Genomic DNA, 26,039 nt, shown 5'->3' with positions numbered 1-26,039 from the left:
TTCCGGAGCAAAGCGGGTATGTGGAATCCACATACCCTTTGTCATCTGTGCTAGCGAGGAGGAGCTACAGTGATCTATCTTGATAACGCAGCCACAACGCCCGTCGCGGACGAGGTGCTGCAAGCGATGATGCCCTATTACAGCCAAGTCTACGGCAATCCGTCGAGCGTTCACGCGTCTGGGCGACAGGCGAAAGGTGCGATCGAGCGCGCCAGAGAACAGGTGGCGTCCGCGATCAACGCCAAGCCGAACGAGATCGTCTTCACCAGCGGCGGCACAGAGGCGGACAACGCGGCGATCATCGGCACAGCGCTTGGCTATCGCGACCGCGGCAAGCACTTGATCACGACCAAGATCGAACATCATGCGGTCTTGCACGCTTTCGAATATCTGGAGGAGATCGGCTATGAGGTCACCTACATCGCGCCGGAAAGCGATGGGATCGTGCGGGTGGAGGCGATCGAACAGGCGATGCGCGAAGACACTATCCTGATCTCGGTGATGGCGGTCAACAACGAGACGGGCGCGATTCAACCGATCGCGGAGATCGGAGAGTTGGCCAAGCGAAAGAGCGTGCTCTTTCACACCGATGCGGTGCAAGCTGTGGGCTTGCTCGAACTGGATGTGGAGCGGATGTCGATCGACCTGCTGTCGATCTCGGGCCACAAGTTGCACGGCCCCAAAGGGGTCGGAGCTCTGTTCGTTCGGCGCGGAACGCATTGGAAGCCGACGCAGCATGGCGGCGCTCAGGAGTTCAATCGTCGGGCGGGCACCGAAAATCTGCCGGGCATCGTCGGTCTGGGCGTGGCGATCGAACGAGCGGCAGGCAGTCGCGAAGCGAGCTGGGAGCATTTGCAAGCGCTGCGGGAAACGATGCTTTCCGCTCTGCGAGCAGGGGTGGATCAGCTGGTGGTCAACTCCGCACCCGACTCGGTGCCTTCGATCTTAAATCTGACCATTCCGGGCGTATCGGCAGAGCGCCTGCTGATGAACCTCGACATGTTGGGCATCATGGCGGCGAGCGGTTCCGCCTGCACGTCAGGCTCGCTGTTGCCCTCTCATGTGCTGATGGCGATGGGGCTTGCAGAGCAGTCTGTGCGCGCTGCGGTTCGTTTCTCCTTTTCGGGACAGAATACGAGAGAAGAGGTGGCAGAAGCGGCGCAAAAAGTGGTGCAAGTTGTGGAGCGCTTGTCACGACGCTAGGCTGCGAGAGGAGGTTTTGTATGCGAAGAGCGAGAGACCTGATCGGACTGCCTGTCGTCGAACTGACGGGCGGAGAGCATGTCGGCGAAGTTCGGGATGTGCTCTTCTCTTCCGATGGGGGGGTCCATTCGCTGCTGCTCGCCAAAGGGACGATGCTCTCTGCCAGCAAGATCGTGCCGAAAGAGAAGTTGCACGGAGTTGGGCAAGATGCGGTCACGATCGAGAAGCAGGATGCGATCGAGGAGTTTCGCGATGAGACCGGTCTGGTTCGCAGCCTGATCCAAGGCGATGTTCAGATGGTCGGCAAAGAGGTGCTGACTCAAGATGGCAACTATCTGGGAACGGTGGCAGATGTTTACTTGGATCAAGAACTGTATACAATAGCGGGGTATGAGGTATCGGAAGGTTTTTTGACCGATCTGAAAGAGGGTCGAAAAGTCTTGCCTGCTCACCCGGCGATCATGGTCGGGCAAGATACTTTGCTGGTTCCGACCGACACGGAGCTGGCGGAGGAATTATAAGGAGGTACGCCTCGATGACTCGCTGCCCGCACTGCAACTGCCGTGATATTGGAAAGATCGGCACCAACCAGTTTTACTGCTGGGGATGCTTCATGGAGTTTTGCGTCTCTGGCGAAGAGGTCAAGCTGTACCAGGTGGAAGAGGACGGGTCGCTGATCGCCTACGATGATCTGCCCGCCCTGCAACTGGATGCGACCGACCTGCAACTCGGCATGTGAAAGCACCTGCGCAACACCATCAGATCCAAGCTGATTAAAAACGAAGAAAACGAGAGAATTTGTGAGAGGACGGGCAGATTCCAGTAATCAAGATTACAAATTGAGTCGCGAGTCCTTGCGAAATCAGGTAGGTATGTCTACAATAATGTCGTAGCATACATATCCAGAGGAGGTATTTTTATGCCGTTGGTTGGATCCAAAGCACCTAACTTTAACATGCTCTCCACTAAAAACTTGGAGACCCTCGATGTTTCGGTAACTCTTGACGACTACCGTGGCAAGTGGTTGGTTCTCTTCTTCTATCCGCTCGACTTCACTTTCGTTTGCCCGACTGAGATCACCGCGATGAGCGATCGCGCTCAGGAGTTCGCAGATCTGGACGCTGAAATCCTCGGCGTTTCGGTAGACTCCATCCATTCCCACCGCGCATGGATCAACACTCCGCGCGAGAAAAACGGCCTGGGCGAGCTGAACTACCCGCTGGCTGCTGACATCACCAAAGAATGCGCTCGCGCTTTCGGCGTGCTGCTCGAAGATAAAGGCATCGCGCTGCGCGGTCTCTTCATCATCGATCCGGAAGGTCTTGTTCAACATGCGACGATCAACAGCCTGAACGTTGGCCGTTCTGTCGATGAGACGCTGCGCGTTCTGGAAGCGTTGCAAACTGGCGGTCTGTGCCCGGCGAACTGGAAACCGGGTCAATCGACTCTCTAATCGGAAAGAGGTAATCTCTCATGCCGATGCGCCTAGGATCGGAACGTCCGGAGCTCGCAGGAGCTACAGAATGGTTCCATCAGGATCAGCTTCCGACCGATCTGTCCGATAAGTATGTGCTCGTTCACTTCTGGGCGGTATCTTGTCATATCTGCCACGAGACGATGAACGATCTCATCAAATATCGCGATCAGTACAAAGAGCACGGTCTGCAGATGGTCGGGATTCACTTTCCCCGCTATGAAGCGGACACCGACATCGAGAAGGTAAAGGAAGACATCGCGAAGTACGGGATCACGCATCCTGTCGCGATCGACAACCTGCACAAGATTGCAGAAGCGTATCAAAACGAGTACGTTCCCGCATTCTTCCTGTTTGACAAAGAAGGCAAACTGTTCTTCCGCACGGCGGGCGACCGCGGTTTTGAGAAGCTGCAGCCGAAGATCGAACAGGTTCTCGGACTTTCGCAAGCGTAGCTCACAACAGAAAGCTCTGTCTCTTCTAGGAGAGACAGAGCTTTCTTATTTGTGTCCTTCCGCTTCGTCCATCAGCACCTCATACTGTTCGTAGAGATAGCGCCAAGCATCGGGAAAATATCCGCCCACTTCCCAGAGTGCGATCCCTTGCAGTTTCATCTGCTCCAAGATCTCCAGCTTGCGGACGAAACTTTGAATGTCTTCGAGCCACACGGAGTGTCCCTCCTCTATGTTCGGAAAGCGATACCACGTTAGCTCGCTTGCCTCATCCCGGATCAAGGGCGACCCGTGGAGGTAGGCGACGTCAATCGCTTGTTGCTGTGAGAGATGTTGCACCGCTTGCCCTCGCTGGACGAACACTGCTGACGGTCGCAGCACCAACCAGGTCTTCTCCGCTGGAAACGTCGCCGTCGCTGTCTGCAGGGCGCGGCGGGTGTCCTCCGTCCCGATCAGCGGCGGGGGCGGCGATTCGGCCGAGCTGTTGGCGACCGGTTCGACAAGCAGGAGGTCGATCTGCCGTCCGAGCTCAGCCAGCAGCGAGGCTCGTCTGAAACAGGTGGAGGAGGCAAAGAGCAGAAGGCCTGTGCGGTGACCGATCGGACGGAGCCTGCGCCCCGCCTCCTTGACGAATCGCAGATAGGCAGGCTCGTCTTCGCGGCGCACCGACTGCCAGTCGAAGATCACGCCATGTGCGTCTGCGAGGCGCAAGCAGGTGCCCAGACGGTCGAGCAGGCGCGCTTGCGCCTCTTCGCTGGTCAGGATCGCTTTGGCGACATCTGCCAAGATGTTTGCCGCACCATCCAGCGAGCAGAGCAGGAGGAGCTTCTCGTCACCGTCCTGACGGTCGGGGAGCGCTGGGAGGTGCAGATTGCCCGCCGCGTCGACGCGCAGCCCTGAGCGGCCCTGAAAGGTGATCGGGCGGGAGGTGTCCTCTGGCAGCCGAGATGGCGACAAGCAGAGCAGACCCAGTTTTTTTTTCGTCCCGCGCGCTTGCGAGGAGCTCGCAGGGATCAAGAGCAGCTCTCCCGCTTCCAAACTGCGATCGCTCAGGTGGTTGCACAGCGCAATCCAGGTCAGCGGCACGCGAAAGCGCTCGCCGATCGAGCGAAGCGTATCACCCGCTTGCACCCGATAGGTCGCGTAGCTGTCCGTGTCTGTGGCGACATAGGTCGCGTAGCTGTCCGCGCCCGAGTCGACATCATCGGCGAGATCGGAGGCGGTCAATCGAGAGGGAATGAGAAGCGCATGCCCTGGCAACAGGTACGATGCTTGGGGAAGGCTGTTGAACGCGCGGAGTGCAGCTGTCGTGATGCGGTGTTGATGCGCGACGCTCTGCAGCGTATCCCCAGGTTTTACGTGATAGAGATGCACCGTAGTCGCTCCCTCCTTCGACATGTACACTGCTCACACGATATGCGACATTCGCCCGGTTGGTTCCATCGATGTAATAACTTGCCAGCGCTTCGGGCATGCTAGTGCTATGGAAATGCGTGGTAGGAGGGATACGGATGGCAAACATTGAAACGACGACAGCAGAAGCGGAAGAAACGAAGGTGGCGCCTCGAAAGCTGGGGGATACGTGGGACGGTTGGTCTGGGCAAGTGGAGGAAAACAACGGGGATCTGGAGACCACGCCGTGGGTGTTTCTCGGGTTTACCTCGTGCACGCTCGTGCTGCTCAATGTCGGAGCATGGCTGGTGTACTTCTTGGTTCAGCCTCGCCTGATGGAGCTGCCCGAGTGGTTGATGCGCACCATCGTGATGGGGTCTGGCGGTGTGCTGTGCGCGATCGATCTGATGTTTGCGCTGGTCGGGTTGACCGTGTTGACCGGCAAAAACTTCGTTCCCTTTTTCAAAGGGCGGCACATCGCGCTCTCCAACATCATCCCCTGGACGGTGAAAGTTTCCAGCCTGTTTGGCATCTCCAAAGATCGGATGGCCAATTCGATCCTGCAGGTGGGCAATCGGCTGACCGCTGTCAATCAGGCTCAGATCGAGCGCGACGAGCTGTTGATCCTGTTGCCGCGCTGTCTGGACAAAGAGACGCGCGATCAGATCAAGGCGGTGACCGCCAAGTACGATATCGATTTTCACATCTGCGCGGGCGGCCAGATGGCGCGACAGCTGCTTGCCGAAAAAGCGCCAAAAGGTGTGATCGCCGTCGCCTGTGAGCGCGATCTGATGGCTGGCGTGCAAGATGTCAAGGCGGCCGTCCCGGTCATCGCCATCGCCAACAAACGGCCCGAAGGGCCTTGTCGCAACACGAACATCAACATGGTCGAGATGGAAAATGCGATTCGCATGTACCTTGGCAAAGAGCTGATCAAACAGGTGGAAACTGAATTGATCAAGGGATAGAAGTCATAAATGGGTTGACAAGCCCCCCGTTTGATCGCTGTAATAGAGAGGTATGTTATGTGATCTTATAGGGGGCTTTCTCATGTCTAAGATTCGTCTCTTTCTGGAGATGATCAAATTTGAACATACGATCTTTGCTCTGCCGTACGCCTATATCGGCATGGTGATGGCTTCGTACTACACGTCAAACGCTTGGCCGAGCCTGATGACGTTCGTCTGGGTGACCTTGGCGATGGTCGGCGCACGCAGCGCTGCGATGGGGCTGAACCGGGTGATCGATGCGGCGATCGATGCGAGAAATCCGCGCACGGCCAGTCGGGAGATCCCGCGCGGTGCGATCAAGAGCGTCGAGGCGTGGCTGTTCATCATCGGCTCGCTGGCGTTGCTCGGCGTCTCAGCGTACATGCTGAACCCGCTCTGCTTCAAGCTCTTGCCGCTGGCCGTCTTCGTGCTCGTCCTCTACCCGTACTGCAAGCGCTTTACCTGGGCGTGCCATCTGGTGCTCGGGCTTGCCGATTCGTTCGCCCCGCTCGGCGGGTGGATCGCGGTGACCGGACAGATCGACATCCCGGCGCTGTTGCTCGCAGGTGCTGTCGCGGTCTGGATCGCCGCCTTTGACATCATCTACGCCTGTCAAGATGTCGAGTTTGACAAGCGGCACGGCCTGCATTCGATCCCTGTCCGCTTTGGCATCGGCGGAGGACTGCTCCTTTCGCGCCTGATGCATGTGCTGACCATCGTGCTGTTCGCGCTGGTCCCACTGTATGTCGATCTTGGCATCGTCTATTGGATCGGCGTTGCGGCAGTCGCCCTGCTCCTGTGGTATGAGCATCGGATCATCTCGCCGCACGATATGAGCCGCATCGATGTCGCATTTTTTACGGTCAACTCGTATGTGGCCTCTGTCGCGTTTGTCTTCACCTTGGCAGACATCGCGATCTCGCTTTGGTAAGCAACTTTGCAACGGCAAAAAGCTCTCCAGTTGGAGGGCTTTTTGCTATTTTTGGGAAGGCTAAGCGTACCTGACCGATGCAGGAGGTGGCCTGATCATGGATTTTCGGCAACAGGGGCGTGCGCTGCAGGTGCTCGTGCTCTCCTTGCTTGCGCTCGCATGCATCTATCTGCTCTACGAGCTGCGCGATGTCGTAATGGACATCTGGATGATCGTAAGCGCCGTGTTGACCCCATTTTTGATCTCGGTGATCATCGCCTACCTGCTGCATCCGCTGGTCACCCGCCTGCACCAGCGCGGAGTGCCGCGAGGAGCGAGCATCCTGATCATCTACGTCCTGTTCTTTCTGTTGCTCACGGTGCTTCTGCTCAAAGCGATCCCGCTGTTTATCGATCAGCTGCGCGACTTGAGCGAGCATCTGCCGAAGTTGGTCGAACAGGCGGACAGATGGATGGACAGCTTTAACGAAGACAAGAAGCGACTGCCAGATGCGGTGCGAAAAGCGGTGGACGAAAATCTCGGCAACCTGGAGGGCAGAGTGACGGCGCTGATCACCAAGACGCTCGAATCGGCCGGCCACACGATCGAGGGGGCGATCTCTTGGTTTGTCATACCGTTTCTGGTGTTCTACATGCTCAAAGACCTCAAGCTGATCGAGCGAGCGGTCGTCACCTTCTTCCCCCGCCGGAACCGACAGGCGATCATCCGACTCTCGCGCTCGATCGACGAGGCGCTCGGCAACTATATCAGGGGACAGCTGTTGATCGCGATGGTGGTGGGGGGCATGGCGTATGTCGGCTATCTGATCGTCGGGATGCCCTATGCGATCATCCTGTCGCTGATCGTCGCGATCACCAACATCATCCCCTACATCGGCCCTTTTTTCGGGGCGGCGCCCGCGATCTTGCTCGCCTTTACCGTATCGCCGCTGATGGCGCTGAAAGTGTTGATCGTCAACCTGATCATCCAACAGCTGGAAGGCAACTTGGTCGGGCCCTACCTGATCGGGCGCTCGCTCAAGCTGCATCCGATGCTGATCATCTTCGCTCTGCTGCTTGGCGGCGAGGTGTTTGGCATCGTCGGTCTGATCCTCGCGATCCCGCTGGTGGCGGTAGGAAAGGTGATCGTTCAGCACGTGGTGTTGCACTACATGAAGCATTGACGTATAATTGTCCCGATTCATGATAGCGGTAATACTTGCCTGTAGAGGCAAATCAAGAAGTCGTGATGAGGTGTTGCAAATGTCGTTTGACCGCACGATCAAGTTCAGCGGGCGCGAGGAAGACAGCGAGGCGAGACGGGCGCTCTTGATCGCGTTTGAAGCTTTGCGGGTCAAAGGGTACAACCCGATCAACCAGATCTCCGGCTACCTGATCTCTGGAGACCCGGCGTATATTACCAACCACAACAATGCGCGCAACCTGATCCGCAGCCTGGAGCGGGATGAACTGATCGAAGAACTGGTGCGCGCCTATATGAGGGATCGAGGATGAACGTTACGAGAGTGCTCGGGATCGACTATGGAGATGTGCGCATCGGCATCGCGGTCAGCGATGCGATGGGCTGGACAGCACAAGGCGTGGAGACGATCACGCGCAAGACATTAGAGGATGATTTAGCGCGCCTCAAGGAACTGATCGAAAAGTATGAGGTGAGCACGATCGTGCTCGGTCTGCCGAAAAATATGAATGGGACGATCGGTCCGCGGGGCGAATTGAGCCAACAGTTTGCCGAGATACTAGAAACGACCTTCCACTTGCCGGTTGTATTGTGGGACGAGCGGTTATCAACGATGGCTGCCGAGCGTATGCTTGTATCAGCGGATGTGAGTCGTAAGAAGCGCAAGCAGGTCGTCGACAAAATGGCGGCGGCGATCATCCTGCAGAACTATTTAGATCGACAACAAAATGGGAAGTAGGTGCTACAGATGAGCGAAACGGATCTCAATCAACGAATCACTCTGACCGACGAAGAGGGTGGCGAGCACGAGTTTGAAGTGCTGGAGATGCTGGAAGTGGAGGAGCAGATGTATGCGATCCTCCAACCGATCGACGCACAGGACGAAGAAGCGGTCATTTTGCGCCTGGAAAAAGATCAGGATGGCAGCGATCTCCTCGCCTACATCGAAGATGATGCGGAGTGGGATCGGGTGGCAGAAGCGTATGACACTCTGCTTTACGAAGAGCAAGGCGGCAGCGACGAAGATCTTCAGTCATAATGGTGGCAGGCGTCCCTTTCGGGCGCCTGTTTTTCATTTCCAGATTGCCTTAACATCGCTCGGGGTACGCTAGCGAGAGGGAGGTGGACATGCATGAGCCAAGAAGAGCGGGCTGGCAACCTCTATCATCCCAACCAGGTCGATCTGCATCTTGCAGAAGTGCAAGCACAGGCACTTGAACAGTTGGGACTGGCAGATCAGGTGAGTCGAGAAGGGATCGATTCGCTGAGCGCTGAGCAGGCGGCACAGGTGGGGCAAGTGATGGCAGAAGGGTATGAAGCGCTTGCGTCAAACATCAACCAACAGTCAGAATAGCGTCAGAAAGCTCATGCCGATACAGGTGTGGGCTTTTCCGCTTTTCATGATTTCAGTATAATAGTGGGGAATGAGTGGAGGTGCAGGGTTTTCATGACCAACAAACAATCCCCGAAGCTGCCCGAACAGGCGCCGTCGCGCGGGAACAAGTGGTGGCTGATCTTCGCCGCTTGCATCCTGTTGATCGGGGGAGGCATTTTCTATGTGGAGACACAGTTTCAACCGCCGAAGGAAAGCGGTCCTGCTGTCGATGTCGAGATTCCGACTGGAGCATCGCCCTATGAGATCGGCGTGATGCTGCAGGAGAAAGAACTGATCAAAAACGCGAACTTTTTCAAGTGGTATCTCGCCTATGAAGGGACTTCAAGCCAACTGAAGGCGGGAAAATACTACCTTCAGCCCGGGATGACGATGGAGGAGATCGTCCACGTTCTGGTCGATGGGGATGCCAAGTATGGCACGACCAAGTTTACCGTGCCGGAAGGGTTGACGATCGAGCAGATCGCCGACAGCTTAGCCGAACAGAAGATCGTCGACAAGCAGGCGTTTTTAGATGAAGTGCAAAATGGACAGTTTGAGTACGCATTTTTAAAAGACATTCCACAGGTGGAAGGCATGAAGCATCGTCTTGAGGGCTATCTGTTCCCGGATACGTACGAGACGTTCCAAAGTGCGACGCCCCACCAGGTGATCGACCTGATGCTCAAGCAGACCGAACAGCTGTTGACCCCCGAGTGGCAAGAGCAGATGAAAAAGAAAAATCTGACCTTGCACCAAACGCTGACGATCGCTTCGCTGATCGAGCGGGAAGCGCGCGTGGCGAAGGAACGACCGCTGATCGCAGGCGTCATCGAAAATCGGATCAAAGGCAACCCGCCGATGAAGCTGCAGATCGATGCGACCGTCCAGTACGCGCTCGGCAAGACGAAAGAGTTGCTGCTGTACGAAGATCTGAAGGTGGAATCGCCCTACAACACCTATCTGATCGATGGACTGCCGCCAGGACCGATCTCGACATCCGGTCAGGATGCGGTTCGCGCTGCGCTGTTCCCGGAGGAGCACAACTACTTTTTTTATGTGACGAAAAACGATGGTTCGGGTGAGCACTATTTTGCGACCACCTTTGCGGAGCATCAGCAAAACATCGCGAAAAGTCAGTAAGTGCGCGCCGACCTATTTTTTCGCCATCTGGTTACACTACAGGATGGCAGAGTTATGCAGAGCGTCAGAACCCATTTTCCCTATGCAGGAGAATGGGTTTTATGATAACATGAACCTGTTTGTGTACGAAAAAGGAGCTTTGACATGATGATCGACCCAACATTGGTGACCTACCTGCGCAGCTTGGCTCCACAGCGCGAGCCGCTCCTGCAGGAGATCGAACGCCGTGCGGAGGAAGGGTATATCCCGATCTTAGATTTGGAGACGGTCAGCCTGCTGCAAGTGCTGCTCAAGATCGCAAAGCCCCGCCGAATCTTGGAGCTTGGGACGGCGATCGGGTATTCGGCGATCGTGATGGGACAGGCTTGCGAGGCGGAGATCACCACGCTTGAGCGCGACCCGGTGCGCGCGGAGGAAGCGCGAACCAATTTTGAGCGCGCCGGACTGACCGAGCGGATTTCTCTGGTCGAAGGCGATGCGCTCGAACTGATCGAGTCGCTCGGCATGTTCGATTTTATATTTCTCGATGCGGCAAAAGGGCAATATCCGAAGTTTTTAGAGTTGATCGACCCTCATCTTGAGCGCGGTGGCGTCCTGCTGTCTGACAACATCCTCTTTCAAGGGATGGTCAGCGGGCAGGAGCAGGTGAAGCACAAGCTGCGCACGATGGTCGGTCGCCTGCGAGAATATAACGAGTTGCTCGCACATCATCCAGGCTATGAGACGACATTTCTTCCGCTAGGGGATGGAGTGTCCCTTTCGGTGAAAAAGTAGAGAGCGCCGCATCTGCCAGACCTGATCGAGCGGTCTGCAGGGCGGAGGAAAGGGGTACGAACAGATGCACAGACCGGTGCTGATAGGGATCGCAGGGGGGACAGGTTCTGGCAAAACTTCGGTCGCCCGTGAGATCACACGCAACATCGATCCGGAGAACATCGTTCTGATCGAGCAGGACAACTATTACAAAGACCAGACGCACCTGTCGATGGCGGAGCGCGTGCTGACCAACTATGATCACCCGAACGCGTTTGACAACGACCTGCTGCTCGCACATCTGCACACGCTGTTGAACGGTGAGGGGATCGACAAGCCGATCTACAACTTTGCGGAGCACACGCGCTCCACCTACACCGAACGCGTGGAACCGAAGCAAGTGGTGGTGTTGGAAGGGATCATGGTGCTCGAAGATGAGCGATTGCGCGATCTGATGGATATCAAGATCTTCGTCGACACCGATGCGGACGTGCGGATCATCCGCCGCATCCTGCGCGACATCAAAGAGCGTGGGCGCTCGATCGAATCGGTCGTCGAGCAGTATATGGGGATCGTTCGCCCGATGCATATGCAGTTTATCGAACCGACGAAAAAATATGCGGATCTGATCATCCCTGAAGGTGGACAGAACCGCGTGGCGATCGACATCCTCGTCGCCAAAGTGAACGACATCGTCAAATGTGTGCTCACCACTTGAACAACCCGATCTTCGGGTTGTTTCTTTTTGTTTTGCGACAGTTTAGAGATTTCTCGCGGCGGTCACACTGGAAGGAGATAAGGAAGGTGACACCGCCATGGAAATCATGCATCGCAAAATACAGCGCCGCACGGCCATCCTGCTCACCTTGAGCACCTGTGCGATCCTCGCCTTGGGTGGGCGCCTGTTTTATATTCAGGTGGCCGCCCCGCACAACATGCAAGGGCACGACCTGGTCGCCTCGGCGATCGAGCAGCGGCGGGAGAAGTTTGAGCTCGATTCGGGACGCGGGGACATCCTCGATCGAACGGGCGCATCGCTGACCGGAAGCGTTCTGAACGGGGTGGTCGTCCTGCCGGTCTGGCAAGCGCATCTCGACCGCGGGAAGATCAACGATCTCGCCTTGCTGTTGAACACGAACACTGAGTACCTGCTGACCACGCTGCAAGAAAAAGTGGAGCCGTTCCTGCTGCGCCTCCCCGACATGAGCGGCAAGCTGCGCATGGTCAACCTGACCGCAGAGCAGGTCGAAGCGGTGCGCAAGCTCGAACTGACCGGCATCTATGCCAAAGAGGTCAAAGTGCGCTATGACGATCTGTCGCTCGCCCGGCATGCGATCGGCTTCTTAGGGGAAGATCCCAATCTTGTGGCCGAGACGTGGGGTGGGAAATACCCGCTGAATGAAAAGATCGGGAAGATGGGTCTCGAATTTCAGTTTCAAGAGGAGCTGCGGGGCTTGGGCATCGCGCACACCCTCGCCTACTATTCGGACAACAGCGACCGCCCGATCAACGGGCTGGGCATCCGCGAATCGACTGAGGAGAACCATGCCCTCTCGATCAAAACGACGCTCGACCACGATCTCCAGAGCTCTGTCGAACAGGCGATGGATCGCTACCATGTGGAGAAGGGGGCGGTCGTCATCCTCGATGCGCAGACAGAAGATGTGCTGGCGATGGCCTCCCGTCCCAACTATGACCAGACCAAGCCGCTCGAAGGAGGTCAATATCCGGTCAATCGCGCGGTGACCGCCTACTTCCCCGGCTCGATCTTCAAAGCGGTCATCGCCCAAGCGGCGCTGGAGACGGGAGTGATCTCGGCAGACGATCAATTTGACTGTCCAGGCTACCTCGACATCGGCGATGGCAGGTTGAACTGCTGGAGCAAGCATGGCAAGATCACAGCAGAAGAAGCGTTCGCCGAATCATGCAACGTCGCGTTCGCCCAGATCGCGATGAAGCTGGGACGGGAGACGATCGAAACGTACGCGAAAAAATTTGGCTTAGGCGCCGCGGTCGGCATGAAGAGCGGGGAGAAGTCATCGTTTTACGGGGAAGATCCGGGGAGCATTTTCTTAAAAGAGGGCTCGTCCGATCGCTTCCTCGCGAACACGGGGATCGGCCAGGAGGATGTGCGGATGACCCCCTTGCAGGCGGCACACCTGATGGCGACGGTGGCGAACGGCGGACTTGCCCGCGAGCCGCGCCTTGTGCAGTCGTTTCACACGCCTGATGGGTTGCTGTATAAAGACTTTGAGCTGGCGGAGCGCAAGCAGGTGATCGAGCGACAGGCCGCTTTTCAGCTGAAGCAGTGGATGAGCGAAGTCGTCTCCTCCGATGCGGGCACTGCGCACCTGCTCGCCCAAGCTCCCGTCTCGGTCGCAGGGAAGACGGGCACTGCGCAGACAGGTGATCCGAACGCGAACCATCACTGGTTTGCCGGATTCGCCCCGGTCGAACAGCCGAAATATGTGATCGTCGTCATGACCGAATCGACGACAGGCAGCCGCGTGACCGAACAGATCGGGTTGCAGATTTTGAAGGCGTTGCCGAAGGAGTAGGTGATGTGGGCGGGGGCGTAGTAGATCGCAGGCGAAGTCGTGGTTGTTTTGAGGTTTCGTGAGAAATGCGGATCAAGAGGCAAGGGGTATTGAGAAGAGGCAAGGTGTACAAGTGGGAGGGAGAGGGTCAGCGTTAGATTGTAGCGCTTAGTGGTTTGGATGAGGGCTGAGTGCTCTGTCCGTTAGAAAAAGCGGCTACAGGTGGAAGAGGAGGGCATGGAAGCCTATTGAGCAAGGGAGCGGCTGGTTGCCGTTCCTTTTTTGTGTGTTGGGGATCGGCTGGGTGGTGAAAAATCGAATTCATGAAAGGAGGTATGGCAGTGCCTGAAGGTGATAAAAGTCGCTGTATGTTCAGTAGGCTCAATCAATCTAGCGAAAAAATTGTGTCCGTGATCTATTGAGATATACGAAAAGTAAATGGAGATACCTTCTTGTCGGGAGGTATATTATTCATAGTAGCGATCATTTTATGTATGTTAATTTTGTAGCTAAGAGAGGTTTTCGAAAGATAGGATAGAAAGCATATCTGGAAGAATGCAGGAAATAAGAGGTTTTATTGTAAGTGATTGTTGGAGAATCTGCGATTGAAGTGGAGGGGAATCGAAGTGGTGACCAAAAGGTATTTTTCTAAAATTCTCCCGATGCTGTGTTTGATTTTGACCACTTTTCTAGTTGAGTATTTCCTCAATGATTACTTTACGAGCAAGGGTTTGGAGGTAAGGACTTCACACCTGATCACTGTGTTAGCGGTCATCTGCTTTCTCTTTGGATGGAGTATTGGAAGAAGCAATCGAGAACAATGAATGAAGTAGATTGGTTGGTCAAGACCCTATTGGGTAAACTGGTCTAAGCAGAAAACTGGCGGCTGTAATCTACAGGCGCCAGTTTATTTGGTTTCAGTTCGCATCATCCGATCCAAAGAAGAGGCTGATAACATCGGTGCTGTTCTCAACTGCATTCGATTTTACCGCCCACAAGTAATTATATTGCGCATAAGTAAGATTTTTTAGGAGCACAGTATGGATTTGGTCTATTTTCTCGTTTTATATGGTGTAGACCACATCATGAGATCGGAGGAAATACGCATGACAGATTCTTTGCTCGCCGCATCGCGCGAACTGCGCAACCAATTTGAACAGGTGATTGAGCAATACCGCACTGACTTGTGGCGATACTGCAAGATGTTGACTGGCTCGCCTTGGGATGGAGAGGATTTGTTTCAAGAGACGATGCTAAAAGCGTTTGCTTCGCTCGCTCAGCTGTGGCATCCGTTGGTGCCCAAAGCATATCTGTTCCGCATCGCCAGCAATGCATGGATCGACCAATGCCGCAAAAATAAGCTACAACTGGATGATTCAGAAGAGCCAGAACTGACTGCCCCCGAGCAGCCCGACACGCTGGAAGTTAAGGAGGCCCTGGAGTCCCTGATCCAGCAGTTGCCGCCCAAGCAGTTGGTCGTATTTCTCCTGATCGAAGTGTTCCAATTTACCGCACCTGAAGTCGCAGGCATGATCCACGCCACCGTTGGTTCCGTGTACGCGACTCTGCATCGCGCGCGGGCAAACGTGAAACTGCTGCAGCAAGACGGCCAGACTGCTGCCACGGCTACATCTGCCTCAGGAGATCGGAAAGCGATCGTCGAGCAGATCATCCACGCGCTTAACACTGGCGACCTGACGGGTATGCTTCCTTTGATGAGCGAGCAGATGCACAGCGACGCAGCGCCTGGCTTCCAAGAGTACAACAAAGACGACATGTACAGCGGTTCGATGAAAGGTTTCGCCGAGCTCAGCCTGCAAGCGACCCTGCGCACACTTTGGGGACGCGAGGTCATCGTTGTGCTCGCCCAAACGGAAGGCGATCAATGGCAATTGCATGACATCAGCTTGCAGCAGTTCGACGATGGCAAACTGGTTCTGCACAAGAGTTACTACTTCTGCAAAGAGCTATTGCTCGCCGCAGGACAAGAACTGCAGGTGCCTGTGCAGATGAACAAGCCGGCGGTAACGTGGGAGGTTGGGGAAGGATCAGCGTTCCCATCGAAGTAGGGAAAGTGGATAGCTTCTTGTCCTATGGAATCACACACATCTGGGGAAGGCAAAGGCGATGTTTCATTTACTCTTGAAGAAGCCGATTTTCTGTAAACAGAAAATCGGCTTCTCAATGCATTTATGGACGCTACAGGCTTCATTGCACTGCTTCTGATACATGAAAACGAGTACCACGAAACGGACATTCCACGTTACAACCATACTCTGTTCACGGGAACAGATTATCTAGTTTCATGCCGCACAATCATTTGGCTCACCAAGGTCATGAGTACCGCCAACACGAGAAAGTACATCGGCATCGTGACCAATGAATCGTTGTGCAGGTAACTCATGCCACTGGTAATCAGGCTGACAACGATGTAGTAACCCAAGCCGAAAATGGCGCCGGCAGTGCCCAGGACATCGCCATAGTGGACGAGCGCTAAACTTAGGCAGTTCGGAATCGCCATCCCAATCCCGAGCAAGAGGAGAAAGATGCAAGCTACCAGCAAAGCTAAAAATGGCGTGGAAGGGCTCATCCCATAAAGAGCAAGACCTGTGAGGCATATGGCTCCCACAGTTGTCACCATCGAGCCAAAAAGGATGATCTTTTCCGCTGAGAATCTGGTCAACAGTTTTTTTGACAGCATTGCTCCCAATATGGAAGACAGCGCTACAAAAATACCGAAAAACCCATACATCCCAGGTCGCATCTGGAAAAACTCAATAAAAATGAAAGGAGCTTCTCCGTAGTAGCTAAAAAGTATGCCATTGGTTGTGCCGATGAGGAAACCAAATGCCCATACTCTCCGATCCGAAATGAGTCGCTTCGCCACAGCAAGTGTGTTGATGTTTGAGGTTTTGCGCACCCTTGTCTCAGGTAACGAAACGAACGTGTACATAAAAATCGCAACGCTCATCACTACGAGAGTGAGAAAAACAGCTCGAAAACCGAGAGTCTGATCAATCCAACCGCCAAGTAAAGGCCCGACTGCCGGAGTGAAGGCAAGCGCTGCAGAGATCTGCGCAAACACAGCGTGACGTTTGGCTCCGTCGATGCTCTCGCGCAGAATGGTCTGTGTGACCACAGAGCCGGCACTCGCGCCAAAAGCTTGAATGAATCGGCACACCAGCAGCCATTCGGCCGAATCGGACAGGAAGCACCCGATGCTTCCGGCTCCATAGACGAAGATCCCCCAGAGCAAGGCGGGTCGTCGTCCGATAGAATCGGAAAGCCTTCCCCAGCAAAAGACACCGAGAGCGAAACCTAAGAAGTAAATGCTCAGCGTCAGTTGGATCGCGTTGCTGCTCGCCTGTAAGGAGTTGGCGATATCCGGCAGCGAAGGTGTGTAAATCGTTTCACTAATTTGTGGGAAACCCACAAGGATGATGAACAGCAACAATGATGGTGTTGAGATTTTTCTTTTCACAGCGAAACCCCCTTATCGTTCGAATCTCAACTCGATTAAAGGGGGATTACGGAATCGGGGGCTTGCACTTGATCAATCTGGTAAATGAGAGCATCTTTTTCACCTTTTCAGATAAGGGGGGAGATATTTCTACGATTATAGCGAGACTCCAATTGTTTTACAAGATTTGTTGAAATGATTTCGGAAGGGTCGAGCAAAGATTGGAATGATAGAGCGGTTTCCCAATCGTGAGGATGAAAATGGTGAAGGTGGCATTAAAGATCGCAGATAAAAGCCTGAGTTCGGTATCAACCAAACTCAGGCTTTTTGGGTGGAAGGAAGACCCTGCGAGCAGGGGGGAGGATAAAATAGGTGCTGGGCTCTTCAAGAGCATTTTTCCTAATGATTTTGGAATCAAATTTGAGACAGTTATCCCTATTGATTTCCATCATGATCCACATAAAAATGCACCTCGAAGGTGCGATTAGTTAAAAAGCTTGCTCATTCTGTGCGGATCGGGAGTATCTCAGATCGCGACAGAAGCAGTGTCGATTGACTGTGTGAAAAATCCTAATGCAAGCAACAAAACAACGGCACTAATCCTTACCTTCATTATTAAATCCCCCTTGAGTCATCAGGTAGTAGGAGTCGATTGCATCGTTTTGAAACCGCTATAGCGCACTCTCAAAGTCACCAAGACTTTGATAAGCAAAGATTGCAAGAGAGTAGCCTTTGCTTATTGAACTTTGATTTGGAACACATAATCGGAGCTTCCCTGATTCCACCTGCCGCTTAGAACATAAAGATACGTACCAGTCTGTTTTGGAACTGTGAACGAGTTCTGCTGAATATCTACTTCTGTAAGTTCATGATTCTGAACCAGATGGAGTGCAACATCTTTCTTCGGCTGAGCGGCAAAGTCGAAGGAAAGTTTTGAGCCTGTAGATACAGTAGGTGTGTTGTAGTTGGTTTCCTTCAGCAAACTTACGTAGTCAATTTTATCGACACATTTGTCTGACCAGCAATAGGAGCCTTGGACAACAGGAATCGGTTGCTGTTGAACATGAATCTCGACATCAGGAGGAGCAGAGGAACCGCAACCTGTTAAGAGAGCGACCAACGGAAGTGTTAGGAGTAATTTGGGAATTTTCTTCTGCATAAGAAAAGGATCTCCTTTTTTGATATTAGTTATTACGATTTTAAATCATTAAGCTCTTCAAGGCGAGCAATTTCGCTCAGGACAAGTCATGCATCTTTTGTCGGACCGACCATCTAGGATTTCAAGTTTCCGCTGATTAGAAGCTTCAACGGGTACAGTTTGAGGAGCTTCTTGGCGGATATCATGGAGTCTGTAAAGAAGTTCTAGCGATATTCCCATCTTTGAGACAGATCGTTCAAAATCTGTGCAATCAATATGACACTCGTATTGTTTTTAAATTTTAACTTGAAATAATATAATAATTATTATAAAATAATTACATAAAAAGGAGGTGACTGTGATGTCCAATTTTTTTTCGAAAATGATTGGTGTAACTGATTCCGTTGTTGCACCGGAATTTCCGTATTCGTATTGTGCCTACGATGTTGAGGAGTGCTCCAATTGGGGTTATACTGCAACATATTATTGTGACTCATATCGTGGTTGCGAATTAATGCACTGTCTTTGCTCGTACTGATGATGCAAATTGGTGAAGTCGTTCTGCGATTCGTTTCGAATCCAGAGCGGCTTATTTCTTTTCCACGTATCTTTTCGTACATTCGCCTTAATAGCTCGAATTCTATGTATGTAGACAGATGCCAATGGCAAGTTTGAATTTGACAAGAGGGGACAAATAATAGCCAGCAGTTCATCGATTCGCATCAGGGTTACACTCCTTACACATGCGGTAGCAGTCCTCGCGTAATTTAAGATGTGCATGTGGTGAGTAGTCGCGGATGGGGGATGTCAGTTTGTGCATGCTCCCGTTTCGGTGAGACGTACCCTTAGCAACCACTTCGTCAGAGAGAGCGTCGAAGATGAGTTCTTCCAATAGAGTTGGGGGAAGAATGAGCTTTCTTCAGCTTTGATGCACCAAGTACAGGCACAGTGAACGAGCACCCTCACATATATTGAATCACACTCGCCGAGCGGAAGCGGAATCGGTGAACCTAAGTGGGAGGTGACAGACTGATGCCTGGGTTTTTGACTGCGGTTGCGTTGTTGTTGAGGGAGATTACGCTCTTCGTATCGTACATCAAGAATAATGCGTTCCCGCAACCCCTTTCGGAAGAGGATGAGCGAAAGAATCTGCTGCGGATGGCTGACGGAGATGAAAATGCACGCAACGTGCTTGTGGAACACAATTTGCGTCTAGTCGCCCACATCGTCAAAAAGTTCGAAAACACCGGAGAAGACAGCGAAGACTTGATCTCGATCGGCACGATCGGGTTGATCAAAGCGATCGAAAGCTATTCGGTCAACAAAGGGACGAAGTTGGCGACGTATGCGGCTCGTTGTATCGAGAATGAAATCCTCATGCACCTAAGGTCGCTGAAAAAGACGCGCAAAGATGTTTCTTTGCACGATCCGATCGGCACGGACAAGGAGGGCAACGAAATCACGCTGATCGATGTCCTCGGTACCGACACCGACGATGTGATCGACGAAGTTCAATTGAAGCTGGAGAAGATGAAGATCTACTCTCGGATGAACCTCCTTGACGAGCGAGAGCAAGAGGTGATTCGCGGACGTTTCGGACTGCCAGACGGGGAGGAGAAGACCCAGCGTGAGATCGCGGAGGAGCTGGGGATTTCGCGTTCGTATGTGTCGCGGATTGAAAAGCGGGCACTGACGAAGCTGCTGCATGAGCTGCGGCCGAAGCGTGAGGATTGACCCATAAAACGAATCAGATAGTTGTCACCGCCCGCGAAAACATGTGTGGGCGGTGTTTTTTACAAAGATATTAGGCGTGAAAACTTGGATTTTTAAAATTTTTAACATGTACCTTTCCGGAGTTCGCACTTGTAATAAGGAAAAGAGGAGTTGTCACGTCAAATCTCAAGAGAAACGTGTCAATCGGAGCCTTGGTGGTCTGTATTGCCGTGCTCATCAGCTATGAGACATTCATGAATGAAACGGAGGTTGTCGCAAAGGAAACTTTGCCTACCCAAGTGTCGTTTCAGGATGAGAAAGGATGGGTAATGTAGGCGTACGAAGGGGAGTTGGTGCACTTCATCATGACTGTGAATCATTTAAAAGATGACCAGAGGTACATCATACAACTGGAGGATCAGGGTGTAAGCCGTGTCGCATTTGGAGTCTGTCAATAATTTTGTGTAAACTACCGAAATTCGTAACTATTGAAGTTCGAGATCAACACGATCCGGGAAGTGGATGGCGAGCTGTGGGAGGGTTTGGCCCCAGTGCTGCACCCGTACCGTCCATTTGCGTACGACATCCATCGTGGCCAGATAAAGCATCTTGAGCAGTGACTCGTCGCTGGGAAAGATGCTTTTGCTTTTGGTCGCCTTACGCAGTTGGCGGTGATAACTTTCGATGATATTGGTGGTGTAAATGATCTTGCGGATCTCGGGAGAGTACTTGAAAAAGGTAGAGAGTTCCTCCCATTTCGCTCGCCAAGAACGGACGGTCAGGGGTATTATTTGTACCATTTCACCTCGAACTGATCCAACTCGGCTCACGCCATCTCTTCGGTCGCTGCTGTGTAGATCGGTTTTAGATCCGCTGATACCTTCTTCAAATCCTTGGCGGATACGTAGCGTGTGGAATTGCAGATTTGATGAATGGCACACTCCAGAGACTGGACGAATGGATTCCCGAATGACTGAGGATGTGCCTACTTCCACTATATTTTCATATGTATAAAAATAAAAACAGAACAGATTTTTATATAAATATTGATTTTGAATGAAAATAGAGTTATAATAAAAAATGTTATAAAGTATTATCATTTATAAATGCAATGAACTTCTAGAAATCTAGCTGATCATTCATTGCGAGGTGGAGAATGTTAGAATATTTAATGGTTGCTTTTGCACTAGCAGCTATTGCATGGCTATGGATGAATGGACGGCTGCTTCGTATCTTGAAGTATGAACTTTCGTTTTTACCAAGGAATGTAATGAACTCGAACGACGGCAAGGAGGAACAGCCGGTCTTATTAGGGCAAATGTTTGAGAGGTATGTGAATCTTCCGAAGAACTTGCAACGAAGAAGAGCTGTGTTCATGGTTATTTCGCCAGCCTGTTCGTCCTGTTTTAAACAGTTGGAGGAAGTCTTGTACTTTCACGGAGGGGAGCACACTGTTCCGTTCATTTGCTTGGTGACAGGGGACGACGAGGAGTATCAGATATTTACGGAAAGATATGGTGCAACGGTGCCTCAGCTTCGTCTTTCAGATTCTGTTCGCCGACAGATGGGCATTGTGTCCTCCCCTACGTTTATAGTGGTAGAAGCTGATGGAAAGGTTGTAGAGGTCAAAGGGGCTCGAAAATACATCAGTTCGCATTTATGGAGACTCCCGTAGTATTTCTCCATTGAAAGGAGGTGAAAGAAATGCTTGAAAAACTCTCGAAGATGCTCGGTATACAACCTGAAGCTAGATGCGACCGAGTGGAATACAACATGGAATGCTACTATGATTCCTACTGCAACAGCCTATCTGGATCACGTGGTCGAAAATTCTTGGTAGGACGTGACGAAGTTGTAGGGACTGTCTGCTCTAAAGTGGATCAAGGCATGTGTTGTCTGCCAGGCCAGTAATATTTGTGGTAAGAGGAGGCCATCATTTTGGTGGTTTCCTCTCTTCATCATATACGAGTAGGTGATGACGATACTATTTACCGATTTAGGGAAAGCGATGCGCTTTGTGTGGCAGCATGGGAAGATGTGGGTAACTGCTTCGGTGCTGTTCATGATGCTACTCGGAATAGTTCCTATTGCTACGCTGTGGGTGATGAAAGAACTGATCAACACTGTGGCAGGTTTGATACAATATCAGCCACAAGCCTATTCGCAGGCATTGTGGCTGTTAATTCTGCAGTTCGCCATTACCGTTAGCGCTTCGTTGTTGCAAAATGTGCAACGTTTGATCGACCAGACGTTTGAGTTTCGCTTGGATCATCACCTGCAGAATGCAATGATTGGAAAAACGATTTCTGTTCCACTTACATATTTTGATTTGCCGGACTTTTATCATCATCTTAACCGCATCAGTGGGAATCAGGGAACACGTTTCCTTTCTCCGGTGAGTAATCTTTTTCTAATTGGGAAGTCATTAATTACCTTATTTTCCTATTTGACATTCTTGTTCAGTATTCACTGGAGCTTGGTCCTGCTTAGCAGTTTGGCTGCCGTGCCGATTTTGCTTGTCCAGTCGAAGTTTGGGGTCGAACGGTTTCATTTAATTTACCAGCAAACGCCGATGGCAAGGGATGCGAAATATACGGCTAGTTTGTTATGGGATCGTCAGTCTGCGAAAGAAATTAGATTGTTTTCGTTGGGCGAGCATCTGCGCAGGCGATGGTCTGAAAAGTATATAAAGAATATAAAGGAAGTCATCAAACTTTCCCGAAGACAGCATTCTGCTAATATTGGCCTAGATGCGGTGACTGCACTGTTTTATGGAGGGGCGGCCGGGATCATTGTCTGGCTGATTCGGACGACCTCTTTGAAGATCGGAGACTTTGTCGCTGTTGGTCAAGCCGTCCAGGGCACACAAGGTGCGATTAATCAGACTGCCGGACTGTTTGCCTCGATTTATCAGGAATCATTGTTTATTGGGGACTTTTTCCGATTTCTTGAATATGAGGTTCCTGGACATGACAAACAGAAAGGAACACGCCCATTTCCCGTTCCTTTAGAGCAGGGGATTTGCTTCGACAATGTATCATACCGCTATGTAAACAGTGAGCGGGATACGTTGCGAGAGGTATCATTTATGATTCACGCAGGGGAGAAGGTGGCGATCGTAGGTGAAAATGGATCGGGGAAGACCACTCTAGTCAAATGTTTGATGGGTTTATATCCCGTTTCGGGTGGGCAGATTTACTTCGATCAATCTCCCAGTGACGAATTGGCGAATCAGGAGATTTACAAAAACATTACGGTCATTTTCCAAGATTTTATGAAGTACGCTTATACGATTCGTGAGAATATCGTATTTGGAGATATTGAGAAAATCTCTGAGAGTGAGCGTATGGAAGCCGCATCTGTGCAGACCGGTGCGGCTTCGTTTGTGCAGCGTTTTGAAAAAGGGTACGACACCATGCTGGGGCGATTTTTGGCAGACGGAGAAGACTTGTCAGGTGGGCAATGGCAAAAAATCGCATTGGCTCGGGCGATGTTCGCGAGCGGGCAGATCATGGTGCTCGACGAGCCAACGGCTGCGCTCGACCCAGATGCGGAAATGGAAGTGTTCCGACAGTTTCAACAGTTGACGCAAAACAAAACTACGATCTTCATTTCTCACCGAATGGCCGCTGCCAGAATGGCTGACCGAATCATCGTGATGAAAGACGGCAGAGTGGCTGAGATGGGGACACATCTTGAGTTGACTATGCTTGATGGTGAATATGCACGGATGTATCGTATGCAAGCACAGTGGTTTACGGATAAACAGGACTATGTGGAGGTGTGAAGATGGAGGAAATTGCGTTTTATGGGTCTGTGGTGATCGGAATGATCTTCATGAGTACAGGTTGGTCGAACTTTAAGAAGCTGGAGGAACACACTGGAATCATCATGGCATATAAGATTTTGCCCAGCAGGATGGCGAGTGTATTTGCCAAGGTGGATGTATGGTTTCAACTCCTCGTCAGCGTACTACTTTTACTGGGGCTGTTTCGACAGGCAGCGCTTGGAATAGTGACCGTACTCTTGCTGTTGTATGCAACTGCGATCAGCGTGAATATGTGGCGTGGAAGGCGTGAGATCTCTTGCGGTTGCGGCGGTGTGATGGGCGATCACCATCTGTCTTGGAGTCTAGTTGTGCGAAATGTTTTACTAGCCTTCGTATCAGGATGGTTGATCACAGTTCCTGTGTCGCTCGGCTGTTTGGATGCTGTATTGGCAGGTGCTGAATGGTCGGAGGTTCTGTCGATCCAAGTGCTACAACTCCATCTCGTTGCATTACTTACACTGATGACCTGTACAACTGCGATGAAACTGTATGAGGTATGGAGGCGGATGGATGAAATGAATAAGGGGATGTTGGAAATGGTGAGGAGGGGTTAGATGGATACGTTTGTAACAATTTCAATAATCCTGTTATGGGTATTTATGATCGCTCAGATGGTGGTGATCTACTTCCTTGCTAAGTTGGTGGCTGGCTTTCTCAATCGCTTTCGACTCATTCAACCCGAAGTTGAGTATTTGAAAATAGGCATTGGCCAACAGGCACCGATGTTTCGGGAAAAAGATCAGCATGGCAACCTGATTAAGCTGTCAGATCTTCAAGGAAGACCAACTATGTTGCTATTTGTCCGTGAGTCATGCAATGTATGTAAGCGAGTACTGCCGGAGCTATCCGTACTAGCGACGAGCATGAAAAGTTTGCGCATCATTGTGATCACAGGAACCGATGCTGATGGGCCGTCGTTTGAACTTCCGGGAGGAATCCATTTGTTGCGATCTGATGAAATTTTTGAAAATTACTATATTCGAAAAGTCCCCGAGTATGTGTTGGTGGGCGGAGATGGTAACGTACTATTAATGGATTCTGCGACCGATTTTGACCGGTTGTTCGATAATTTGAAATATCATGTGAAGATCGCCGGATAGGACGCAGACGAAACTCGAAAAGCCATTTCGGTACACGCCGGGATGGCTTTTTTCCGTGCGCCCAGCATGGGCGCTGTCTATAGGGTGCGAGTCCCGTATGGCGAAGGCAACAGTAAGGCAAGGGTGTCTGCCGTGAGGCGGAATCTGAAGGAAGTCGGCGGCGAATCTCCGGTTCGATCACACATCTCTAGCGCGATCATAGTCCCGTTCCCGCATCGTCAACAAGAAATTCAAAACTAACTATCTATTAAGCCCTGTAATAGTTTTTTAGAAATCATCCCATTATCCGATAAACGGTACGCCGACGCACCGAGACGGGGAGATACCGCATAATCAAAAGTGTAGATCGGCCTCGTGAGGAGTGGTTGGAGCGGGAAGGGAAGCACGAACCGCTGATCGATCAGGAAGTGTTTGCGGCTGCTCAGGAAATCATGAACGACAGGAGTAATCGAGAGTACCAACAAAACAAAAAGCCGCAAAATCCACTTAGCGGACTGATTCGGTGCAGGATCTGCAACTCGAAAATGCAAAGACGCCCCTACAATAAACAAGCTCCTCATCTGATCTGCCCAACCAAGGGCTGTATCCGAAGCAGCCAGTTTGCATTTGTTGAGCGGAAATTGATCGAATCTCTCAGAGACTGGTACGATCAATATAAAATCAACTATTCAAAACTGGAGAAGCAACTCAAAAGCCAGAAGCAAAAGAAGCAAAAGAAGCAAAAAAACCTTCCAACCAAACTACTCGCGGATCTTGAGGAAGAGATCGCAGTCACACAACAACAGAAAGACAACCTGAACACGCTTGTCGAGCGCGGAGTATACGACGTTTAGACTTTTATGGAACGAAACCAGGCGATCGCCAAACAGCTTTCGGAGCTGAAGGAAAAGCACAAGGCCCTGATCGATGAGTTTGGTCGTCAAGAAAAGACCGAGGAGGTAAAGGCCAACATTATCCCTCTGGTTCGGTATATTCTAGACGTATACGACTCAACGGAAGAAGAACCAGCTTCTTAAGCAAGAGATCGAGAAGGTGACGTATTACAAGGAGGATGGCGCGGTCGAGGATCAGTTTGAGCTTGAACTGTTCCCAAAGCTGTAGAGAACGTACAATATTATGAAGGCAACGAAATTACATTGATCGATGTTCTTCATGCACAGACACCGATGATGTGATCAACGAAGTGCAGTTGAGCAATCGCCTACTCAGTACCTGAGCGGTCGGTTGCCTTTTTCATCCACTCGTCTCATAAGAGCGTTATCTTAGTAACCACGTACAAGGGTAACGGGCATATTTCGCAGCTCAGAGCATGAAAATACTAATGGGAAAGAAGACGATCTGGCTGGCGTAATGTTGCTGCCAGCCGTTCATGAT

The 26,039-nt window shown here is 51.8% G+C and carries 26 protein-coding genes and 1 pseudogene; 23 read left to right on the top strand and 4 right to left on the bottom strand.

The genetic code is table 11. The annotated features are described in order from the left end of the window. Positions 1 to 69 precede the first annotated feature (69 nt). The 5 genes from ACFSOY_RS04310 (at position 70) to ACFSOY_RS04290 (ending at position 3,132) form a co-directional block, all read left to right on the top strand. Positions 70 to 1,203 (top strand): cysteine desulfurase family protein, encoded by a 1,134-nt coding sequence (locus tag ACFSOY_RS04310; protein ID WP_386044290.1) that lies wholly within the window; start codon positions 70 to 72, stop codon positions 1,201 to 1,203. 20 nt (positions 1,204 to 1,223) lie between these two features. Then, complete coding sequence (locus ACFSOY_RS04305) at positions 1,224 to 1,724, top strand: PRC-barrel domain-containing protein (RefSeq protein ID WP_386044289.1); 501 nt, start codon at positions 1,224 to 1,226, stop codon at positions 1,722 to 1,724. A 14-nt stretch (positions 1,725 to 1,738) separates the two neighbouring features. Next, on the top strand, positions 1,739 to 1,942 hold the full coding sequence (locus ACFSOY_RS04300) for a hypothetical protein (RefSeq protein WP_386044288.1): 204 nt from the start codon (positions 1,739 to 1,741) through the stop codon (positions 1,940 to 1,942). A gap of 180 nt (positions 1,943 to 2,122) precedes the next feature. Then, positions 2,123 to 2,656, top strand: coding sequence for a peroxiredoxin (locus ACFSOY_RS04295; RefSeq protein ID WP_386044287.1), 534 nt, complete (start codon positions 2,123 to 2,125; stop codon positions 2,654 to 2,656). 20 nt (positions 2,657 to 2,676) lie between these two features. Continuing rightward, on the top strand, positions 2,677 to 3,132 hold the full coding sequence (locus ACFSOY_RS04290; RefSeq protein WP_386044286.1) for a TlpA family protein disulfide reductase: 456 nt from the start codon (positions 2,677 to 2,679) through the stop codon (positions 3,130 to 3,132). 45 nt (positions 3,133 to 3,177) lie between these two features. On the opposite strand, the gene ACFSOY_RS04285 is transcribed toward ACFSOY_RS04290, so the two are convergent. Next, complete coding sequence (locus ACFSOY_RS04285; protein WP_386044285.1) at positions 3,178 to 4,503, bottom strand: LysM peptidoglycan-binding domain-containing protein; 1,326 nt, start codon at positions 4,501 to 4,503, stop codon at positions 3,178 to 3,180. Between the two features lie 137 nt (positions 4,504 to 4,640). Between ACFSOY_RS04285 and ACFSOY_RS04280 the strand changes: the two genes are divergently transcribed. From ACFSOY_RS04280 to ACFSOY_RS04225, 12 genes are all read left to right on the top strand, one after another. Then, on the top strand, positions 4,641 to 5,489 hold the full coding sequence (locus ACFSOY_RS04280; RefSeq protein ID WP_386044284.1) for a DUF116 domain-containing protein: 849 nt from the start codon (positions 4,641 to 4,643) through the stop codon (positions 5,487 to 5,489). Between the two features lie 82 nt (positions 5,490 to 5,571). After that, positions 5,572 to 6,441: a UbiA-like polyprenyltransferase gene (locus tag ACFSOY_RS04275; RefSeq protein WP_386044283.1), complete on the top strand. Its 870-nt coding sequence runs from the start codon at positions 5,572 to 5,574 to the stop codon at positions 6,439 to 6,441. 97 nt (positions 6,442 to 6,538) lie between these two features. Then, entirely contained in the window at positions 6,539 to 7,603 is a 1,065-nt protein-coding gene (locus ACFSOY_RS04270; protein WP_386044282.1) for an AI-2E family transporter, read from the top strand. Positions 7,604 to 7,682: 79 nt separating this feature from the next. Then, positions 7,683 to 7,934, top strand: coding sequence for an IreB family regulatory phosphoprotein (locus ACFSOY_RS04265; RefSeq protein ID WP_386044281.1), 252 nt, complete (start codon positions 7,683 to 7,685; stop codon positions 7,932 to 7,934). Next, a complete protein-coding gene (gene ruvX, locus ACFSOY_RS04260) occupies positions 7,931 to 8,359 on the top strand; it encodes a Holliday junction resolvase RuvX (protein ID WP_386044280.1) in 429 nt (142 codons plus the stop codon). The genes ACFSOY_RS04265 and ruvX overlap by 4 nt, the downstream gene beginning before the upstream one ends. A gap of 9 nt (positions 8,360 to 8,368) precedes the next feature. Further along, complete coding sequence (locus ACFSOY_RS04255; protein WP_386044279.1) at positions 8,369 to 8,659, top strand: DUF1292 domain-containing protein; 291 nt, start codon at positions 8,369 to 8,371, stop codon at positions 8,657 to 8,659. A gap of 93 nt (positions 8,660 to 8,752) precedes the next feature. Beyond that, the gene (locus tag ACFSOY_RS04250) at positions 8,753 to 8,974 is read left to right on the top strand and encodes a hypothetical protein (RefSeq protein WP_386044278.1); all 222 of its coding nucleotides are present in this window, start codon (positions 8,753 to 8,755) and stop codon (positions 8,972 to 8,974) included. A gap of 93 nt (positions 8,975 to 9,067) precedes the next feature. Continuing rightward, a complete protein-coding gene (mltG, locus tag ACFSOY_RS04245; protein ID WP_386044277.1) occupies positions 9,068 to 10,135 on the top strand; it encodes an endolytic transglycosylase MltG in 1,068 nt (355 codons plus the stop codon). A 147-nt stretch (positions 10,136 to 10,282) separates the two neighbouring features. Beyond that, positions 10,283 to 10,909, top strand: a complete 627-nt coding sequence (locus ACFSOY_RS04240; RefSeq protein ID WP_386044276.1) for an O-methyltransferase — start codon at positions 10,283 to 10,285, stop codon at positions 10,907 to 10,909. Between the two features lie 64 nt (positions 10,910 to 10,973). Continuing rightward, a complete protein-coding gene (udk, locus tag ACFSOY_RS04235; protein ID WP_386044275.1) occupies positions 10,974 to 11,606 on the top strand; it encodes a uridine kinase in 633 nt (210 codons plus the stop codon). Between the two features lie 97 nt (positions 11,607 to 11,703). Then, entirely contained in the window at positions 11,704 to 13,446 is a 1,743-nt protein-coding gene (locus tag ACFSOY_RS04230; RefSeq protein WP_386044274.1) for a peptidoglycan D,D-transpeptidase FtsI family protein, read from the top strand. 1,085 nt (positions 13,447 to 14,531) lie between these two features. Beyond that, the gene (locus ACFSOY_RS04225) at positions 14,532 to 15,494 is read left to right on the top strand and encodes a sigma-70 family RNA polymerase sigma factor (protein WP_386044273.1); all 963 of its coding nucleotides are present in this window, start codon (positions 14,532 to 14,534) and stop codon (positions 15,492 to 15,494) included. Between the two features lie 224 nt (positions 15,495 to 15,718). Here ACFSOY_RS04225 and ACFSOY_RS04220 read toward each other — a convergent pair whose 3' ends face one another. Together ACFSOY_RS04220 and ACFSOY_RS04215 are read right to left on the bottom strand one after the other, a co-directional pair. Continuing rightward, complete coding sequence (locus ACFSOY_RS04220) at positions 15,719 to 16,906, bottom strand: multidrug effflux MFS transporter (RefSeq protein ID WP_386044272.1); 1,188 nt, start codon at positions 16,904 to 16,906, stop codon at positions 15,719 to 15,721. Between the two features lie 715 nt (positions 16,907 to 17,621). Continuing rightward, complete coding sequence (locus ACFSOY_RS04215) at positions 17,622 to 18,044, bottom strand: hypothetical protein (protein WP_386044271.1); 423 nt, start codon at positions 18,042 to 18,044, stop codon at positions 17,622 to 17,624. A 1,011-nt stretch (positions 18,045 to 19,055) separates the two neighbouring features. Here ACFSOY_RS04215 and sigK point away from each other — a divergent pair. Then, positions 19,056 to 19,757 carry an RNA polymerase sporulation sigma factor SigK gene (gene sigK / locus ACFSOY_RS04210; protein WP_386044270.1) on the top strand — a complete coding sequence of 234 codons (702 nt, stop codon included), beginning with the start codon at positions 19,056 to 19,058 and terminating at the stop codon, positions 19,755 to 19,757. A gap of 464 nt (positions 19,758 to 20,221) precedes the next feature. Here the strand turns inward: sigK and ACFSOY_RS04205 are convergent. After that, positions 20,222 to 20,676: pseudogene (locus tag ACFSOY_RS04205) on the bottom strand (transposase); the annotation flags it as partial. Between the two features lie 1,035 nt (positions 20,677 to 21,711). On the opposite strand from ACFSOY_RS04205, the gene ACFSOY_RS04200 reads away from it, so the two are divergent. From ACFSOY_RS04200 to ACFSOY_RS04180, 5 genes are all read left to right on the top strand, one after another. Beyond that, positions 21,712 to 23,523: an ABC transporter ATP-binding protein gene (locus tag ACFSOY_RS04200; protein WP_386044269.1), complete on the top strand. Its 1,812-nt coding sequence runs from the start codon at positions 21,712 to 21,714 to the stop codon at positions 23,521 to 23,523. 2 nt (positions 23,524 to 23,525) lie between these two features. After that, positions 23,526 to 24,119 (top strand): MauE/DoxX family redox-associated membrane protein, encoded by a 594-nt coding sequence (locus ACFSOY_RS04195; RefSeq protein WP_386044268.1) that lies wholly within the window; start codon positions 23,526 to 23,528, stop codon positions 24,117 to 24,119. Further along, positions 24,120 to 24,665, top strand: a complete 546-nt coding sequence (locus ACFSOY_RS04190; protein ID WP_386044267.1) for a TlpA family protein disulfide reductase — start codon at positions 24,120 to 24,122, stop codon at positions 24,663 to 24,665. It abuts the gene before it with no gap. A 329-nt stretch (positions 24,666 to 24,994) separates the two neighbouring features. Further along, positions 24,995 to 25,498: a recombinase zinc beta ribbon domain-containing protein gene (locus ACFSOY_RS04185; RefSeq protein ID WP_386044483.1), complete on the top strand. Its 504-nt coding sequence runs from the start codon at positions 24,995 to 24,997 to the stop codon at positions 25,496 to 25,498. A 6-nt stretch (positions 25,499 to 25,504) separates the two neighbouring features. Continuing rightward, on the top strand, positions 25,505 to 25,681 hold the full coding sequence (locus ACFSOY_RS04180) for a hypothetical protein (RefSeq protein WP_386044266.1): 177 nt from the start codon (positions 25,505 to 25,507) through the stop codon (positions 25,679 to 25,681). The last annotated feature ends 358 nt before the right edge of the window (positions 25,682 to 26,039 follow it).

Origin of the sequence: Tumebacillus lipolyticus (assembly GCF_042682745.1) — a bacterium.
Classification (GTDB): domain Bacteria; phylum Bacillota; class Bacilli; order Tumebacillales; family Tumebacillaceae; genus Tumebacillus_A; species Tumebacillus_A lipolyticus.
This window is presented reverse-complemented; position numbering and strand designations above follow the sequence as displayed.